We start from the raw sequence: 14144 nt of genomic DNA, 5'->3' as shown, positions 1-14144 counted from the left end.
GAAGTGACCTGACTTGGGCAACACAATCTCCTGGAAGGAGCTGACGCGCTATATTCAAGAGCTGACCGGAAAACTGAATAAAGATAATATCTCGCGGACCAATGCCTACAAAAAATACTTCGACCGTCATCCGGAGATCAAGTGGGCGCTTCTGGCATCGTTTGTTTCCCGGAATGCCGGCTGGTCGATGACTGATTTAAAAGGGAGCCTGTTTGGGCCCGGGTTATCAGATGCCCAGCAGAAATGGCTGTTTCTGACGTATGAAAGGGCAAACTGGCTTATTTTTTCCGACGCATATCCGCAGCTTCTTTTATATCAGTTGTCCAAGCAGTTCGAAAAGCCTCTTTTTCATTTGCTTCCCGCTTTAGGCGTTTCTTCGTTTATGGAAGCGGAATGGGAGCGGTTTTGGCATGAGCGGGATCAGAAGCGGCTCATGTATGCTCTTATTATCAATGAACAAAACACTATCCAAACTCCTATTATACAAAATCCTCTGTTTAAAAAGAATGTTTTTCACACGATTCCTTTTCAGGTATGTGAATGGTTTCATTTCAATACCGTGATTTTTCCGACGGTTGAAGGCGTTTTTTACGGCGTGTCGGTCAAACGGTTTACAAGTCTAAAAGAAAGAATCAAGCTTGGCAAACAATTAAGCCAGCTGTTGTTCAGGCCTGAGCTGTTTCCTTTCTTCTTCCATTTCACAACCTATGTTCCGCATACCGGTTCGCGCTTTGATATGGAGCGCTGGGCCGGGGCTATGAGCAGGTCCTCGCCATTTTTGAGAACATGCTTTCCCGTCATTGCCCATTCATTAGACGGAGTAAAAACCGATTGGTTTCACGGGGAAAATATGGAGGGGTTGTTTGAAGACGAAAAGCTGCCGGAAACGATTGAATTAACGGAATGGTATTTTCATAAAAGGCGGCAGCTGCGGGCTGTGTTCTCGCTGGAAAACTGGCTGAAAAAGAGCTGGAAATGAAAAAAAGCAAGGAGCCCTTGCTTTTTAAGTGGACGGACGGTTTGGTCCGCCTAATTTTTTATCCAATTGATCTGCCTGTTTTGCATCCGGTTTTGATTTAGCCGGGGATTTCTTTTTATTGTTTTCCACAGCAGGCACCTCCTTGACCTTTAGATTTTGCATAAACAGCCCCGTTCATACAATTTTTCGGGAGGCGCTGTCGAAACGGCGCCGATCGGAGGGAAATTCACTTTCTTTGACGGTTTCCTTCTAGTTTTGTCAGCCGTAAAGGAATGGACGGCTGAAAGGAAGAAAGCATAGAAAGCGATCAAAAAGGAGGTAGGCAAATGAGCGGATTTGTAAAAAAAGAGGTTGTCCTTCAAATGCTTTTGGAAACGGAAACAGAGCTGAAATCAGCGGAAATCAAGCTGACCGGAGCCATCATAAGGGAAAAAGCCGAAAAAGGCGCTGTATGGAAGGAACGGCTTGACCTCATTGAACGAGAACTGAATGAGCTGTCATCCTGCTTAAACAGTACGATGATGGGGATGAATCGCCACGGGGAATCCGCTTAGCCTTACGGAGCTCGAATTCGTTGTGTTTACCCGGTCTGTCTGGTACGATAAACCCGAGGTGAACATGTTGGATACACAATCTCTTCTTGTTCAGACACGGGAACTCATCCGCCTGGCAAATGAAGCTTATAAACGATATCAAAAGGGCAGGGAGGAAGGTGCAGAGCATGATTTCTTCAAGGTTGTCAAACCGGCTGCCGACCAATGCGAACAGGCTGTGAAAAGCTGGCTGAGCGACAGTCTGGCCTATGTAAAGGAATATCATCCAAAATATATTTATGAAGAGCAGCTCCGTTCAGTCGAGGAAAACCTGAATGAAATCGTGATGCAGTCCTATTTCTGTAAAATTCATAAAAAGCGTTTTAAAGATTTGACGGAATCTGTGCTTTACACGCTGAAAAACATGGAAGACGACATACAAAAAGGAGACCGGGATTAGCCCGCGTCTCCTTTTGGTCAATTGGCGTCCGCATGTAAATCGTAAGCAGGATGCTGTGCTCCATTCGCTTCAAGAACTTTCATACTTGTGCGAAATTCGTTTAATGTCAGATGCCCCTGAATGTATAAAAACTTAGCAAAATCCATCAGCTTATTCATACAGTCTGTCTCGTACTGCTTCATCTCGGCAAAACAATTTCTTAAGTATGATACGTTCAAATGTCGCATCCCCTCTCATCTATAGTAATAATATAGTACCATAACAATTCGACTTTTTTCTGTTTTTCAAAAATTAAATCTTTCGACACTTTTTGACAAATTTGTGACAATTGCTTTGGAACGGGATAGGCATTCATGTCATACGATGATAGAAAAAGGGCGCCAGAAGGAGAGATGAAAGATGGAAGAAAGGAGAGCCGCCACCAGATTTCCTTATTCCGATCAGCATTTATATTATCCGGGTTACCCGTATTCCCATGGGCACCCGTCTTATCAGCCTGCTCCTCATGACTACGGCCATGAACAGGCCCAGTATGCCCAGCCGGGAGGCAGCGGGTTTCAATCTTCACCAGCTTTTTTTCAGCCGGTGCAGCAACAGATCGCCCCATTTTCAGCCTATCAGCAGCCTGTCCAGCAAGTTCAGCCATTTCCTTATCCGAATCCGTATCCGCTGCCAAGGCCCAACCTCCATCAGCCTTCCCAATTTCAGGGCTTCCTGTCACAGTTTAAGAAAAAGAACGGCCAGTTTGACTTTAATAAGATGATGGATACAGCCGGCCAAATGGTGAGCGCCGTCAACCAGGTGGGATCGCTTGCTAAAGGTTTTATAGGGTTTTTTAAATAAAAAAAGCATGGATGATCGTCATTCATGCTTTTTTTGCGCCGGAAAAGAAACGGTCAGAACGTTCCGGTTCCATGATGTCTTCATCGTTTCTTCACGCACGGGGTATGGGAGCAGGATTGTTCTTGACAGGCTTGAAAATGATTGTGAATTTCCGCCTTTTGTTTCTTCTTTTAAGGCGATGTGCAAATACCGCGACTTGGCTTCAATCATAATATCGCCATTTTGAAACGATTCGGGGACGGTAATGTCGATTTGAAGCTCTCCGTTTTTTTCTGTGAGGTTCATCGAAATGCTTGAATGCTGCAGCTGATCAGATATGATTTTTTGAAATGAATTTAAGATTTCATGAAAAGGAGAGGCATAAAATAATTGTTCAACCGCTTCTTGAAATTCGTCTTTTTTGCTGAGAGAGTGATCATCATGCTCTTTTGGATCCATTCACTGTCACCTCGGATTTTTTACTTTCAGCTTATGCAGGGGCAATTGATATGGTTATCGATTGATGGGAATTTGAAAGTATGGTTAAATAGTGGGGAATCCGTAGTTTTGATTAAAATTGTTCCTCTTTTAAAGCTACATAAAGAGGCGTATTTGAAAGGAGCCCAATTGCTTTGCTGAAAAAATTGTTCGGTATTGGTCATAAACAGGATGAAGTGAAAGAAGAAACCGTTTTTTCACCGGTTGACGGACAAGTAATCGATCTATCAAAAGTGCCGGATCCCGTTTTTTCTCAAAAAATGATGGGTGACGGAATGGCTGTAGAGCCTTCCAGCGGCGAAATCGTATCACCTGTAGACGGGGAAGTGATTCAGCTGTTCCATACGAAGCATGCCATCGGCATCCGTTCATTGTCCGGAGTGGAGCTTTTAATCCATATCGGGCTGGAAACGGTGAGCATGGAAGGGGAAGGCTTTACCGCCCATGTCAAAGAAGGCGACAAAGTAAAAGTCGGAGACCCTTTAATTACATGCGATCTAGAGCTGATCAAAGAAAAAGCGAGCAGCACGGTTACTCCGATCGTCATTATGAACGGCGATGCGGTGGAGCGGGTCACAAAGCATGAAGAGGGAGCGGCGAAAAAAAGCCAGACAAAGCTTATGGAGCTGAAAGTCAAGTGATGAAAAAGCAGGGAGCCGTTCTCTGCTTTTTTTGATGATATTCACCTCTTTCAGAACGAACGGACATTCGCTAAAATAGGTAGTGGAGAGGTGACAGTGTTGTTTCAAAAACGAAATTTGACAGAGATGATTCAGTTTCTGAAAGAAGACCAGACTTTCAGCAAACAAATCGTTCATTGGCATACAATCGAAAAAAAAGATGCGGACTACCGAGATTTTCCGGAACGGTTGAACGAAAAACTCGTTCAGGCGCTGCGGCGCAGAGGGATTGAAAAGCTCTACTCCCACCAGGCTGAAGCGTTTCTGCACAGCGCAAACGGCAGAAATGTAACACTTGTGACGCCGACTGCATCGGGAAAAACGCTTTGCTACAACCTGCCCGTTATTCAGCGGATTACCGAGGACTCTGATGCAAGGGCATTATATCTTTTTCCGACAAAGGCATTATCACAGGATCAAAAAAGCGAGCTTAATGAACTGATCGAGGAGATTGGCGCATCGATCAATTGCTATACATATGACGGCGATACATCGCCGGCCATCAGGCAGAAGGTCAGAAAAGCGGGCCATATTGTGATCACAAATCCGGATATGCTTCATTCGGCCATTCTGCCTCATCATACAAAATGGGTTTCCCTGTTTGAAAACTTGAAGTACATCGTTATCGACGAGCTTCACGTTTACAGGGGCGTTTTCGGCAGCCATGTTGCAAATGTCATCAGACGTCTGCTGCGCATATGTGAATTTTACGGCAGCAGGCCGCAGTTCATCTGCACTTCGGCGACGATCGCCAATCCTTTGGAGCTTGCAGAGACGCTGACGGGACAGCCGATGCATTTAATTTCAAATAATGGCGCGCCTTCGGGGAGAAAGCACTTTTTATTTTATAATCCTCCGATTGTCAACCATGCGCTTAATATAAGAAAAAGCGCTACGCTTGAGGTCAGGAAGCTGGCTTCCGAATTTTTGAAAAATCAGATTCAAACGATTGTCTTTGCGAGAAGCAGGGTGAGGGTTGAAATTATTTTAACGTACCTTCAAGACGTGATGAAGCCGATTGTCGGCGCCCATGCGATTCAAGGCTACAGAGGCGGATATTTGCCGACTGAACGGCGGATGATTGAAAAAGGGCTTCGCAGCGGGGAGATCAAAGGAGTCGTCAGCACAAACGCGCTTGAACTCGGCGTTGACATCGGCCAGCTGCAAACGTGCATTATGACCGGATATCCGGGAACGATCTCAAGCGCGTGGCAGCAGGCTGGACGGGCCGGGAGACGGCACAATGAAGCGCTGATCGTCATGGTGGCAAGCTCGGCGCCGCTCGATCAGTATATTGTCCAAAATCCAGACTATTTCTTTAAGCAAAATCCCGAAACCGCTGTGATCAACCCGGATAACCTTGTCATTCTGGTCGATCATATTAAATGTGCCGCTTTTGAGCTTCCTTTTAAGCGGACCGATTCATTTGGCGGTGTGGAGATAGAAGATATTCTGGAATATTTGGCGGAGGAAAGGGTTCTTCATTTAAGCGGAGAGACGTACCATTGGATGAACGACGCTTTTCCGGCCCACGGCATCAGTCTCAGGTCAGCTTCACAGGAGAATGTCGTCATCATTGACCAGTCAAAACGTGAGAAAGCAAAGGTCATCGGCGAGATGGACAGGTTCAGCGCGATGACGCTTTTGCATGATGAAGCGATTTATTTGCACCAGGGAATTCAGTACCAGGTTGAAAAGCTGGACTGGGAAGAGAAAAAAGCGTTTGTCCGCGAGGTCAAGGTCGATTACTATACAGACGCAAACCTAGCCGTTTTGTTGAAAGTGCTTGAAATTGACCAAACAAAGGAAACAGATGCCGCACAATTCGGATTCGGTGATGTGACGGTCCAGGCAAAAGCGACCATTTTCAAAAAAATAAAATTTGAAACACATGAAAATATCGGCTCAGGTCCGATCCACCTTCCGGAAGAAGAGCTTCATACAAATGCGGCCTGGGTTCAAGTCAATGATGAAGAAAGACAGCATTGGAATGACATCAAATTAGAAGAAGCTTTATTAGGCGCTGCAAACGTACTCGGCTATGTCGCCGCTCTGAAGGTCATGTGCGATCCGTCTGACTTGCATGTCTTCCCGCAAATCAAAGCGGTCCATAATGAAAAGCCGACGATCTTTTTGTATGACCGCTATCCGGGCGGCGTCGGTTTATCGCAAAAAGTTTATGAGCAGATGCCCGAGATTATCGGTGAAGCCTATCAGCTCATTGCAAATTGTCCGTGCCGTTCAGGCTGTCCGTCATGCATCGGAGTCGACGGTGAAAGCAATCAGACAAAGGACAATGCGCTTCGCCTTTTAAATGGCTGGAAAGGTTGAGATCACATGTCTTTAAAAAGAAAGCTGAACCGCTATAAACATCACCTGGGAAATAAAGAAAAAAGAAGCGGCGCTGAAGGCGGCGCCCCTTCCCAAGCCCTACAGGTCCCGTCATTTGAAAAAGAATGGTCAGCGTTCGGAGTCAAACCATATGTGTTCGAAGAATGCTACTGTTTGATCCGCGAAGTGGTCTACCCGCTGACGCATGTCCATGGGAAGTATTCGTTTTCCGAGCTTCATGACGTTGTCGGCGCATGGAATAACAGCGGTATAACCCATTCCTTGTCCAGCAAAGGCTATCAGCCTAGCCAGCTTTTTTTCTTTGATACTGAAACGACCGGGCTTGGAGGCGGTGCCGGCAACACGATCTTTTTGCTCGGCCATGCAAGGGTTTACGATGATAAAGTTGTCGTCAAACAGCATCTGCTCCCCAAACCGGGAAATGAGGTCGCGCTTTACCACAGTTTTTTAAGCGAGGTTGATATTAAATCGCTTTGCACCTACAACGGCAAAGCTTTCGATTGGCCTCAGGTGAAAACGAGACATACGCTGATTCGCGACAGGCTTCCGGAACTTCCTGATTTTGGACATTTCGACTTGCTGCATGGCGCGCGGCGGCTGTGGAAACATAAATTCGAACGCGTCTCTTTGAGCACGGTTGAAAAAGAGGAGCTGGGCATTGAGAGAGCCGAAGATACCCCGGGCTATTTGGCGCCGATGATCTATTTCCATTTTTTAAAGGAGGAACGTCCTGACATAATTGAAGGCGTTCTTCGCCATAACGAGCTTGACGTCCTCTCATTGATCACGCTTTATATCCATCTGTCAAAGAAAATCCTTTCGCCCGGAAAAACGGCGGAAGCAAATGAAAAATATGCAATGGCCAAATGGCTCCTCGCAAACCGGGAGGCGGAACTTGCGACTGCTCAATTAAAAGAGCTTGAGTCTAAAACCTTTGAACAGTCCGACCGGGCGTCATTTGATTTATCGCTTCAATATAAAAAACAGGGCATGCTTGAAAAAGCAGCTGCACTGTGGCAAAAGCTGCGGGACGCTGCAGATGAAAAAACAGCCTGGCGGGCAAGCATCGAGCTTGCTAAATATTACGAACATCAAAAGCGTGATATTCCGGCCGCGCTCCACATCACAGAAGATCTCCTCAGCCAGTGCAGCTCCAAAAAGCTTGTGCCGACGGAAAGGGAGGCGGCCCAGCTTGACATCCGCCATCAGCGGCTGTTGAGGAAATGCGGGAAAAATATTCCCCGGGCAAGCGCAAAAACCGACGGTATTTTTTAATAATAACAATGGAACATGTTATGAATTGTAGAAACATCAAAATTCTTGTAAAATAACGCTAGACTGTGGTGAAGGGAGCGTTGATATGTATAAGGGGCTGTTTTATTTGTTTTTTGTCGTTGTTTTATTTATCATTTTTGTTTTGACCAATTTCAAGGAAAGCTTTATGGCTTACTTTTAAAATAGGTTTTTATATTAGTACATGTTCATCCCCTGCTTCATAGTTTAATAGTGTATATATAAGCTTTTAGGAAAGGGGATCAGATCATGCACTGCAGACCAAACATGGTGGGGCCGATTGTTCATCCTACACAATGCTGTTATACTCACACGCACGGCAAAACGTTCGTACCGCATATTCATCCGCAGCATACTACGAATATCAACCATCAACATTTTGCACACGTTCATTACTACCCGCAAACTCAATCAAATGTGAGTCAGGCGACACATCAGCATTTCGTCAGTCCCGGACCGGGCCCGTACACAGGATCAGGATTTGGCGGCTACTAAAAGGCGGACTGCGGAGGTTTTGTGAGGATGAATCAAGCCGGTTTTGACGGAAAGAGAATATTTTAAAAAATGGGGCGGAGCACGGCCCCATTTTTTAGCAGGTGATCAAGTGAAAGTATTGGCTGTTACAGGCTACAAACCATTTGAAATCGGAATATTTAAACAGGATGACCCGGCGCTTTTTTACATAAAAAAAGCGATTGAAAGCAGGATTCTCGCTTTGCTTGATGAAGGATTGGAATGGATACTCATTTCTGGGCAGCTGGGGACCGAAATCTGGGCGGCGGAAGTGGCGTTTTCCCTTCAGGAAGAATATCCGGAGCTGAAAGTGGCGGTCATTACCCCGTTTTTTGATCAGGAGAAGAATTGGAATGAGAAAAACAAAGAACAGTATGAGGCGGTGCTGGCCCAAAGCGATTACACGGAAAGCCTGACCCACAGGCCTTATGAAAGCCCGGCGCAATTTAAGCAGAAAAACCGGTTTTTCATTGAAAAAGCCGATGCTTTGCTGATTCTTTATGATGAAGAAACGGAAGGATCGCCTGTTTACATGCTGAATGAAGCGAAAAAAGCCCAGGAAAAACGCGATTTCCCGATCTACATGATCACGATGGATGATCTTAGATGGACCGTTGAGGAGCACAGTTTTTTTGAAGAGTGACATACACATGAGAAATTTGACATTGTACACGTTTTCTGAAAAAATATAAGATGATGATTCACGATATGAGGTGAAAAAGATGCTTGCTGATAAAGTGAAGCTTTCTGCTAAAGAAATTTTAGAAAAAGAGTTCAAAACAGGAGTCAGAGGCTACAAACAGGAAGATGTTGACAAGTTTCTGGACATGGTGATTAAAGACTACGAAGCCTTCCATGAGGAAATTGAGGAATTGCAGCAGGAAAACCTGAACTTGAAAAAACAGCTGGAAGAAGCCAGCAAAAGACAGCCTGCTCAATCAAATACGACCAACTTTGATATTTTGAAAAGACTGTCCAATTTAGAAAAACATGTATTTGGAAGCAAATTATACGATTGATGAAAAAACCTTGCCCTTTAGAAGAAAATAGGCTATAATAGTGGATGTCTTAACGTTCGGGTAATCGCTGCAGATGTTTGCATCTGTAGAGGAAAGTCCATGCTCGCACGGTGCTGAGATGCCCGTAGTGTTCGTGCCTAGCGAAGTCATAAGCTAGGGCAGCCTGTTTTCAGGCTGACGGCAGGAAAAAAGCCTACGTCCTTTTCGGATATGGCTGAGTATCCTTGAAAGTGCCACAGTGACGAAGTCTCACTAGAAATGGTGAGAGTGGAACGCGGTAAACCCCTCGAGCGAGAAACCCAAATTTTGGTAGGGGAACCTTCTGAACGGAAATGAACGGAAGGAAGGACAGAGATATCTCTGTAGATAGATGATTACCACCTGAGTACGAGGTGAAAGCCGATTGCAGTACGAGGGAACAAAACATGGCTTACAGAACGTTATGAACCATTTATTATGATGACAATGCATAAGCTCTCCGTCAAAAGGAGAGCTTTTATCATGAAAAGACATACATAAAAAACAGGTGATATGATGAAAACCTTCAAATTAATTGCAACAGCCCCGATGGGAATCGAAGCGATCGTCGCCAAAGAGGTTCGCGCCCTTGGCTATGACTGTACCGTTGACAATGGAAAAGTGGTGTTCGAAGGGGACGCCCTTGCCATTTGCAGGGCAAACCTTTGGCTGAGAACGGCTGACAGGGTGAAAATTCAGGCCGCTGAATTTACCGCGAAAACATTTGATGAATTATTTGAAAAAACAAAAGCCATTGACTGGAGCGCCTTCCTCCCCGAGAATGCGAAATTTCCCGTTACGGGGAAATCGGTAAAGTCGGTTCTCGCGAGCGTTCCCGACTGCCAGCGGATCGTGAAAAAAGCGATTGCCGAAAAGCTGAAAACACAATATCAAAAACAAAACGAATGGCTTGAGGAAACAGGTCCGGAATATAAACTTGAAATCTCGCTTTTAAAAGACAAGGCAGTCATCACGCTCGATTCATCAGGCGCAGGACTGCACAAAAGGGGATACCGGGCAGGCCAGGGGGAAGCGCCGCTAAAAGAAACACTTGCCGCCGCTCTCATTCTGCTGACGAACTGGACGCCTGACAGGCCGTTTGTTGATCCGTTTTGCGGTTCAGGCACGATTCCGATTGAAGCGGCCCTCATTGGACAAAACATCGCTCCCGGATTTAACAGGGAGTTCGCTTCTGAAAAATGGGAATGGATCGGAAAAGAACTCTGGAATAAAGCCCGGATGGAAGTTGAAGAAAAAGCGAATTATGATCAGCCGTTGTCCATCTACGGCTATGACATCGACCACCGTATGGTCGAAATCGCAAAGGCAAATGCCGAAGAAGCGGGGCTGGCCGATTTAATCGAATTTAAGCAGATGCAGGTTAAAGATTTTACGACCAAAGAGGAATACGGCGTCATTGTCGGGAATCCGCCGTACGGCGAACGACTCGGAGAAAAAGAGGAAGTCGAAAATATGTACAAGGATATGGGCCATGCGTTTGCCGAACTTGATACATGGTCCGTGTATATGCTGACATCAAACGAACGCTTTGAAGAATGCTACGGCAAAAAAGCGACGAAGAAACGAAAGCTCTTTAACGGCTTTATTAAAACAGACTATTATCAGTATTGGGGGAAAAGGCCGCCGAAAGCGAAAAAAGATTAAAACATTTAGGCCGATCAAAAGGGCTGTCACCAACATCGACAGTCCTTTTTGTGATGGGGGAAATTTTTATATCGCATCAACTGCTGATATGGAACCCCGCTTGTTGAAGCGGGGTCTTGCCTGTCGGGGACAAGCAGAAAACATATGGGAATCCAAGGCTGTTAGCCGCGCGTCAAAATATCGATTCTCTAGAAGATCCAGGAATCATTTTTCTTTTTATAAGAGTACTCATCGTACTTTTTAGGCGATTCATAGTAATAGTATTCTTTTTTGCATGGCTCATCATGTCTCTTGCAAGGATCGCAGTAGTAGTAATAATCCTTCTTATACTCGTGGTGCTTCTTGCAAGGCTCATGGTAGTAATAGTCCTTCTTATACTCGTGATGCTTCTTGCAAGGCTCATGGTAATAGTAGTCCTTCTTATACTCGTGATGCTTCTTGTAAGGCTCATGGTAGTAGTAGTCCTTCTTATATTCATGATGCTTCTTGTAAGGCTCATAGTAGTAGTAGTCCTTCTTATACTCGTGATGCTTCTTGTAAGGCTCATGGTAGTAGAAATCCTTCTTATACTCGCGATCCTTCTTGCAAGGCTCGTAGTAATAGTGCTCCTTTTTAGGCTCGCAATAGTAGTAGTACTCCTTTTTACAGCGCTCATCGTGCTTTTTGTAAGGCTCGTAGTAGTCCTTCTTGTAAGGATCATAATCATGCTCATACTTGCCGTAATGATCCCAATCGTGTTTTTTAAAAGGTACATAATAGTACATAAACTTTCCACCTCTGTATATAATTTTTAATTCCATACAACATATGATGAAATAATGGAATAGACTGGGTATGTGTGTTGGATAAAACGCACATTGTCTGTATCGTGTTCTCAGAGGAAAAGCCCAATTGCAGGGATGAAAGGGATTCTAGTATACCGTGGCATCCTCTTCAAGAAGGAAAAATAGGCAGATGTCCAAGCCTTCGTCTTACAATTCGCCGGGTTGCAACTTGAAAATCAGCCTGTATAAAAACGGAAAACTTTGCATATACTCGGGATTATTCCATTTGTAAAGAGGTGATGTCATGTTAAGCAGCGAACATATCCAAATGATTCAAAAAGCCCTTGAGATGTCATCCAGCGAGCTGGAAAGCGATGGCGGAGAGCAGCTTACATATGCGAAACAAGAGCTTAAAAACGCGATCAGCCATATGGAATCGACAGACCACCCGTTTTTGACGTATTCGATTTACCGGAAATGATGGCCCGCCCTGCCCCTTTTTACGTTTCACAAATCTTTCTTGTTGAATTTCTAAACCCATAGTGATAGGATAAAAGTTCTGAAAAACTCGATAGTTGGGGGTTGGAGCAGGGTGACAGCATCTCGTCTGCCTTTTTCATTAACAAAAACAAAAAACTTTTATGAAGAACTGAACAATTGGATCGGTGATGTATTTTACGATATTCTTCCTGAAAAGGGCTTTGATCTGCGGGATGAGCAAATATTCATGGCTTTTCAATTAGAGCGGGCATTTAAAGAAAAAAAGGTCATGTTTGCCGAAGCCGGTGTAGGAACGGGAAAGACGCTTGTATATCTGCTGTTTGCGCTCAGCTATGCCAGATATACGGGTAAACCGGCGGTCATCGCTTGTGCGGATGAGACGCTGATTGAACAGCTGGTCAAAAAAGAAGGGGATATTCATAAAATATCCGAACACCTGGGCCTGACCATTGATGCAAGGCTCAGCAAATCGCATGATCAATATTTGTGCCTGAAAAAGCTAGAAAAAACGATGCAGCGTTCTGATGATGAAAAATGGCTTGACCTTTATGAGGAGCTTCCGGGCTTTGTCCATGAATCACAAGGGATGCAGTCATTTTCTCCGTATGGAGACAGAAAGGAATACCCGTCACTGTCGAACGCGGAATGGGCTGACATCGGGTATGATTCATTTCAGGACTGCCTCACTTGCGATATGAGACACCGCTGCGGCTTGACGCTGTCAAGGGACCATTATCGGAAATCGACGGATTTCATCATCTGCTCCCATGATTTCTATATGGAGCATATCTGGACAGAGGAAGCGAGAAAACGGGAAGGGCAGCTCCCGCTGTTGCCCGAACACAGCGCTGTTGTCTTTGATGAAGGGCATCTGCTTGAATTTGCCGCGCAAAAAGCGCTGACATACAGAGTGAAGCAATCGACCCTGGAAATGTTTCTTGAACGGCTGCTGGGAAATGATATCAGAGAAGAGTTTGCCGAACTGGTGGAAGAAGCGCTGCGCGTCAATGATGAATTTTTTCATTTGCTTTCCGCCAATGCCGAAAAAGCCGAAGGTTCGGACCGCTTGCGCATCAAGGATGATGCCGGAGTGAAAAAAGCAGCCGGAGAACTATATGATCTGCTTGAAAAAATCGGCGAGGCGCTTGTTTTCGAAGGCGAATTGTATACACTTGACCAGTATGCTTTAACAGTGGTTGAAGAATATCTTGAACAAATGGCCTACTCTCTTTCGCTTTATAGAAAAAATGCGATCAGCTGGCTCGAGCAGAAAGAGCTTGAATCGACATTTGTGGTGATGCCGCGGACGGTCTCGGAAGTCCTTGGAGAGAAAGTGTTTTCCAAACCGATCCCATTTATCTTTTCTTCAGCGACATTATCGGAAAAGGGTTCTTTTGATTATTTGGCGAAAAGCCTCGGCATTCGCGACTATTTATCGCTAACGGTTGATTCGCCTTACGATTATGAAGAGCAGATGAATGTGTACATTCACCGAATCGCTGATGCGGAGAAGAAGGGGAGCGCGGCGGTCGGCAGCATGAGAGAAGAGGGGGGAAGAACCCTCGTCCTGTTCCCGTCATTTGAAGAACTGGAGGCGTTTAAACAGCAGCTCGCCGGGAAGAACCTTCCGTTCCCCGTATATTTTGAAGGAGACGAAGAAATCAGTACGATCGTCGAAAAATTTCAGAACATAGAAGATTCTGTTCTTTGCTCCGTACATCTTTGGGAAGGGCTTGACATCCCGGGCAGCTCGCTGCAAAATGTCATCATTTGGTCGCTTCCTTTTCCGCCGTACGATCCGGTGTTTGAAGCGAAGCGGAGCGGTGTAAAGGACGCATTCCGCGAAGTCGATCTGCCTTATATGCTGCTGAGGCTCCGTCAGGGCATCGGTCGTTTGATCCGTTCCAACGAAGACAGGGGCAAGATCCATATTTACGCTGTGTCTGATCAAGAGTGGAATGTGATGAAAGAGGTCGAGGCGGTGCTTCCTGTTGATCCGGTCTATGTTTAAATGAAAAGCGGGTTTTCCGCTTTTCTTTTTTTATAC

Annotated in this window: 17 protein-coding genes and 1 other RNA gene; 15 read left to right on the top strand and 3 right to left on the bottom strand. The window is 45.3% G+C overall.

From position 1 onward, the window contains the following. Nucleotides 1-13: 13 nt before the first annotated feature. Nucleotides 14-979: a DUF2515 domain-containing protein gene (locus BTR1S_RS07530; RefSeq protein ID WP_006636365.1), complete on the top strand. Its 966-nt coding sequence runs from the start codon at nucleotides 14-16 to the stop codon at nucleotides 977-979. Between the two features lie 24 nt (nucleotides 980-1003). Here the strand turns inward: BTR1S_RS07530 and sspM are convergent, their stop codons facing one another. Further along, nucleotides 1004-1108, bottom strand: a complete 105-nt coding sequence (sspM, locus tag BTR1S_RS07525) for an acid-soluble spore protein SspM (protein ID WP_006636364.1) — start codon at nucleotides 1106-1108, stop codon at nucleotides 1004-1006. 197 nt (nucleotides 1109-1305) lie between these two features. On the opposite strand from sspM, the gene BTR1S_RS07520 reads away from it, so the two are divergent. Then, nucleotides 1306-1533 carry a DUF5446 family protein gene (locus tag BTR1S_RS07520; protein WP_006636363.1) on the top strand — a complete coding sequence of 76 codons (228 nt, stop codon included), beginning with the start codon at nucleotides 1306-1308 and terminating at the stop codon, nucleotides 1531-1533. Nucleotides 1534-1597: 64 nt separating this feature from the next. Beyond that, nucleotides 1598-1972, top strand: a complete 375-nt coding sequence (locus BTR1S_RS07515) for a YppE family protein (RefSeq protein ID WP_006636362.1) — start codon at nucleotides 1598-1600, stop codon at nucleotides 1970-1972. A 17-nt stretch (nucleotides 1973-1989) separates the two neighbouring features. Here the strand turns inward: BTR1S_RS07515 and BTR1S_RS07510 are convergent, their stop codons facing one another. After that, nucleotides 1990-2190, bottom strand: a complete 201-nt coding sequence (locus tag BTR1S_RS07510; protein WP_006636361.1) for a YppF family protein — start codon at nucleotides 2188-2190, stop codon at nucleotides 1990-1992. Nucleotides 2191-2371: 181 nt separating this feature from the next. Here BTR1S_RS07510 and BTR1S_RS07505 point away from each other — a divergent pair, with 181 nt between their 5' ends. Further along, nucleotides 2372-2815 (top strand): YppG family protein, encoded by a 444-nt coding sequence (locus tag BTR1S_RS07505; RefSeq protein WP_006636360.1) that lies wholly within the window; start codon nucleotides 2372-2374, stop codon nucleotides 2813-2815. 18 nt (nucleotides 2816-2833) lie between these two features. Here BTR1S_RS07505 and BTR1S_RS07500 read toward each other — a convergent pair whose 3' ends face one another. Further along, complete coding sequence (locus BTR1S_RS07500) at nucleotides 2834-3253, bottom strand: Hsp20/alpha crystallin family protein (RefSeq protein WP_006636359.1); 420 nt, start codon at nucleotides 3251-3253, stop codon at nucleotides 2834-2836. A 173-nt stretch (nucleotides 3254-3426) separates the two neighbouring features. Here BTR1S_RS07500 and BTR1S_RS07490 point away from each other — a divergent pair, with 173 nt between their 5' ends. The 11 genes from BTR1S_RS07490 to BTR1S_RS07450 all read left to right on the top strand — a co-directional run bounded on the left by BTR1S_RS07490 (nucleotide 3427) and on the right by BTR1S_RS07450 (nucleotide 14108). After that, nucleotides 3427-3933 (top strand): PTS sugar transporter subunit IIA, encoded by a 507-nt coding sequence (locus BTR1S_RS07490; RefSeq protein ID WP_006636358.1) that lies wholly within the window; start codon nucleotides 3427-3429, stop codon nucleotides 3931-3933. 126 nt (nucleotides 3934-4059) lie between these two features. Beyond that, nucleotides 4060-6303 (top strand): DEAD/DEAH box helicase, encoded by a 2244-nt coding sequence (locus BTR1S_RS07485; RefSeq protein WP_051056655.1) that lies wholly within the window; start codon nucleotides 4060-4062, stop codon nucleotides 6301-6303. A gap of 6 nt (nucleotides 6304-6309) precedes the next feature. Further along, on the top strand, nucleotides 6310-7599 hold the full coding sequence (locus BTR1S_RS07480; RefSeq protein WP_029418362.1) for a ribonuclease H-like domain-containing protein: 1290 nt from the start codon (nucleotides 6310-6312) through the stop codon (nucleotides 7597-7599). A gap of 267 nt (nucleotides 7600-7866) precedes the next feature. Then, a complete protein-coding gene (locus BTR1S_RS21785) occupies nucleotides 7867-8112 on the top strand; it encodes a CotD family spore coat protein (RefSeq protein WP_006636354.1) in 246 nt (81 codons plus the stop codon). Between the two features lie 109 nt (nucleotides 8113-8221). Next, a complete protein-coding gene (locus BTR1S_RS07475) occupies nucleotides 8222-8773 on the top strand; it encodes an SLOG family protein (protein WP_006636353.1) in 552 nt (183 codons plus the stop codon). Nucleotides 8774-8852: 79 nt separating this feature from the next. Then, complete coding sequence (gene gpsB / locus BTR1S_RS07470; RefSeq protein ID WP_006636352.1) at nucleotides 8853-9149, top strand: cell division regulator GpsB; 297 nt, start codon at nucleotides 8853-8855, stop codon at nucleotides 9147-9149. Nucleotides 9150-9201: 52 nt separating this feature from the next. Beyond that, nucleotides 9202-9587, top strand: an RNA gene (gene rnpB / locus BTR1S_RS07465) — RNase P RNA component class B. 96 nt (nucleotides 9588-9683) lie between these two features. Beyond that, nucleotides 9684-10832 (top strand): THUMP domain-containing class I SAM-dependent RNA methyltransferase, encoded by a 1149-nt coding sequence (locus BTR1S_RS07460; protein WP_006636351.1) that lies wholly within the window; start codon nucleotides 9684-9686, stop codon nucleotides 10830-10832. 116 nt (nucleotides 10833-10948) lie between these two features. Continuing rightward, a complete protein-coding gene (locus BTR1S_RS22935) occupies nucleotides 10949-11626 on the top strand; it encodes a hypothetical protein (RefSeq protein ID WP_029418363.1) in 678 nt (225 codons plus the stop codon). 274 nt (nucleotides 11627-11900) lie between these two features. Continuing rightward, nucleotides 11901-12077 carry a hypothetical protein gene (locus tag BTR1S_RS22765; RefSeq protein WP_006636349.1) on the top strand — a complete coding sequence of 59 codons (177 nt, stop codon included), beginning with the start codon at nucleotides 11901-11903 and terminating at the stop codon, nucleotides 12075-12077. A gap of 111 nt (nucleotides 12078-12188) precedes the next feature. After that, nucleotides 12189-14108, top strand: coding sequence for an ATP-dependent DNA helicase (locus BTR1S_RS07450; RefSeq protein ID WP_006636348.1), 1920 nt, complete (start codon nucleotides 12189-12191; stop codon nucleotides 14106-14108). Nucleotides 14109-14144: the final 36 nt, after the last annotated feature.

The sequence above is a fragment of the Bacillus sonorensis NBRC 101234 = KCTC 13918 genome, assembly GCF_001592005.1.
GTDB classification, from domain to species: domain Bacteria; phylum Bacillota; class Bacilli; order Bacillales; family Bacillaceae; genus Bacillus; species Bacillus sonorensis.
Note: the sequence above shows the minus strand (reverse complement) of the source record. Positions and strands in the feature narration are given on the sequence as shown.

Excerpts from the sequence above, each read along its gene's own strand:
- BTR1S_RS07520 (WP_006636363.1), top strand. The coding sequence starts at position 1,306 with ATGAGCGGATTTGTAAAAAAAGAGGTTGTCCTTCAAATGCTTTTGGAA.
- BTR1S_RS07515 (WP_006636362.1), top strand. The coding sequence starts at position 1,598 with ATGTTGGATACACAATCTCTTCTTGTTCAGACACGGGAACTCATCCGC.
- BTR1S_RS07505 (WP_006636360.1), top strand. The coding sequence starts at position 2,372 with ATGGAAGAAAGGAGAGCCGCCACCAGATTTCCTTATTCCGATCAGCAT.
- BTR1S_RS07500 (WP_006636359.1), bottom strand. The coding sequence starts at position 3,253 with ATGGATCCAAAAGAGCATGATGATCACTCTCTCAGCAAAAAAGACGAA.
- BTR1S_RS07485 (WP_051056655.1), top strand. The coding sequence starts at position 4,060 with ATGATTCAGTTTCTGAAAGAAGACCAGACTTTCAGCAAACAAATCGTT.
- BTR1S_RS07480 (WP_029418362.1), top strand. The coding sequence starts at position 6,310 with ATGTCTTTAAAAAGAAAGCTGAACCGCTATAAACATCACCTGGGAAAT.
- BTR1S_RS21785 (WP_006636354.1), top strand. The coding sequence starts at position 7,867 with ATGCACTGCAGACCAAACATGGTGGGGCCGATTGTTCATCCTACACAA.
- gpsB (WP_006636352.1), top strand. The coding sequence starts at position 8,853 with ATGCTTGCTGATAAAGTGAAGCTTTCTGCTAAAGAAATTTTAGAAAAA.
- BTR1S_RS07460 (WP_006636351.1), top strand. The coding sequence starts at position 9,684 with ATGAAAACCTTCAAATTAATTGCAACAGCCCCGATGGGAATCGAAGCG.
- BTR1S_RS22765 (WP_006636349.1), top strand. The coding sequence starts at position 11,901 with ATGTTAAGCAGCGAACATATCCAAATGATTCAAAAAGCCCTTGAGATG.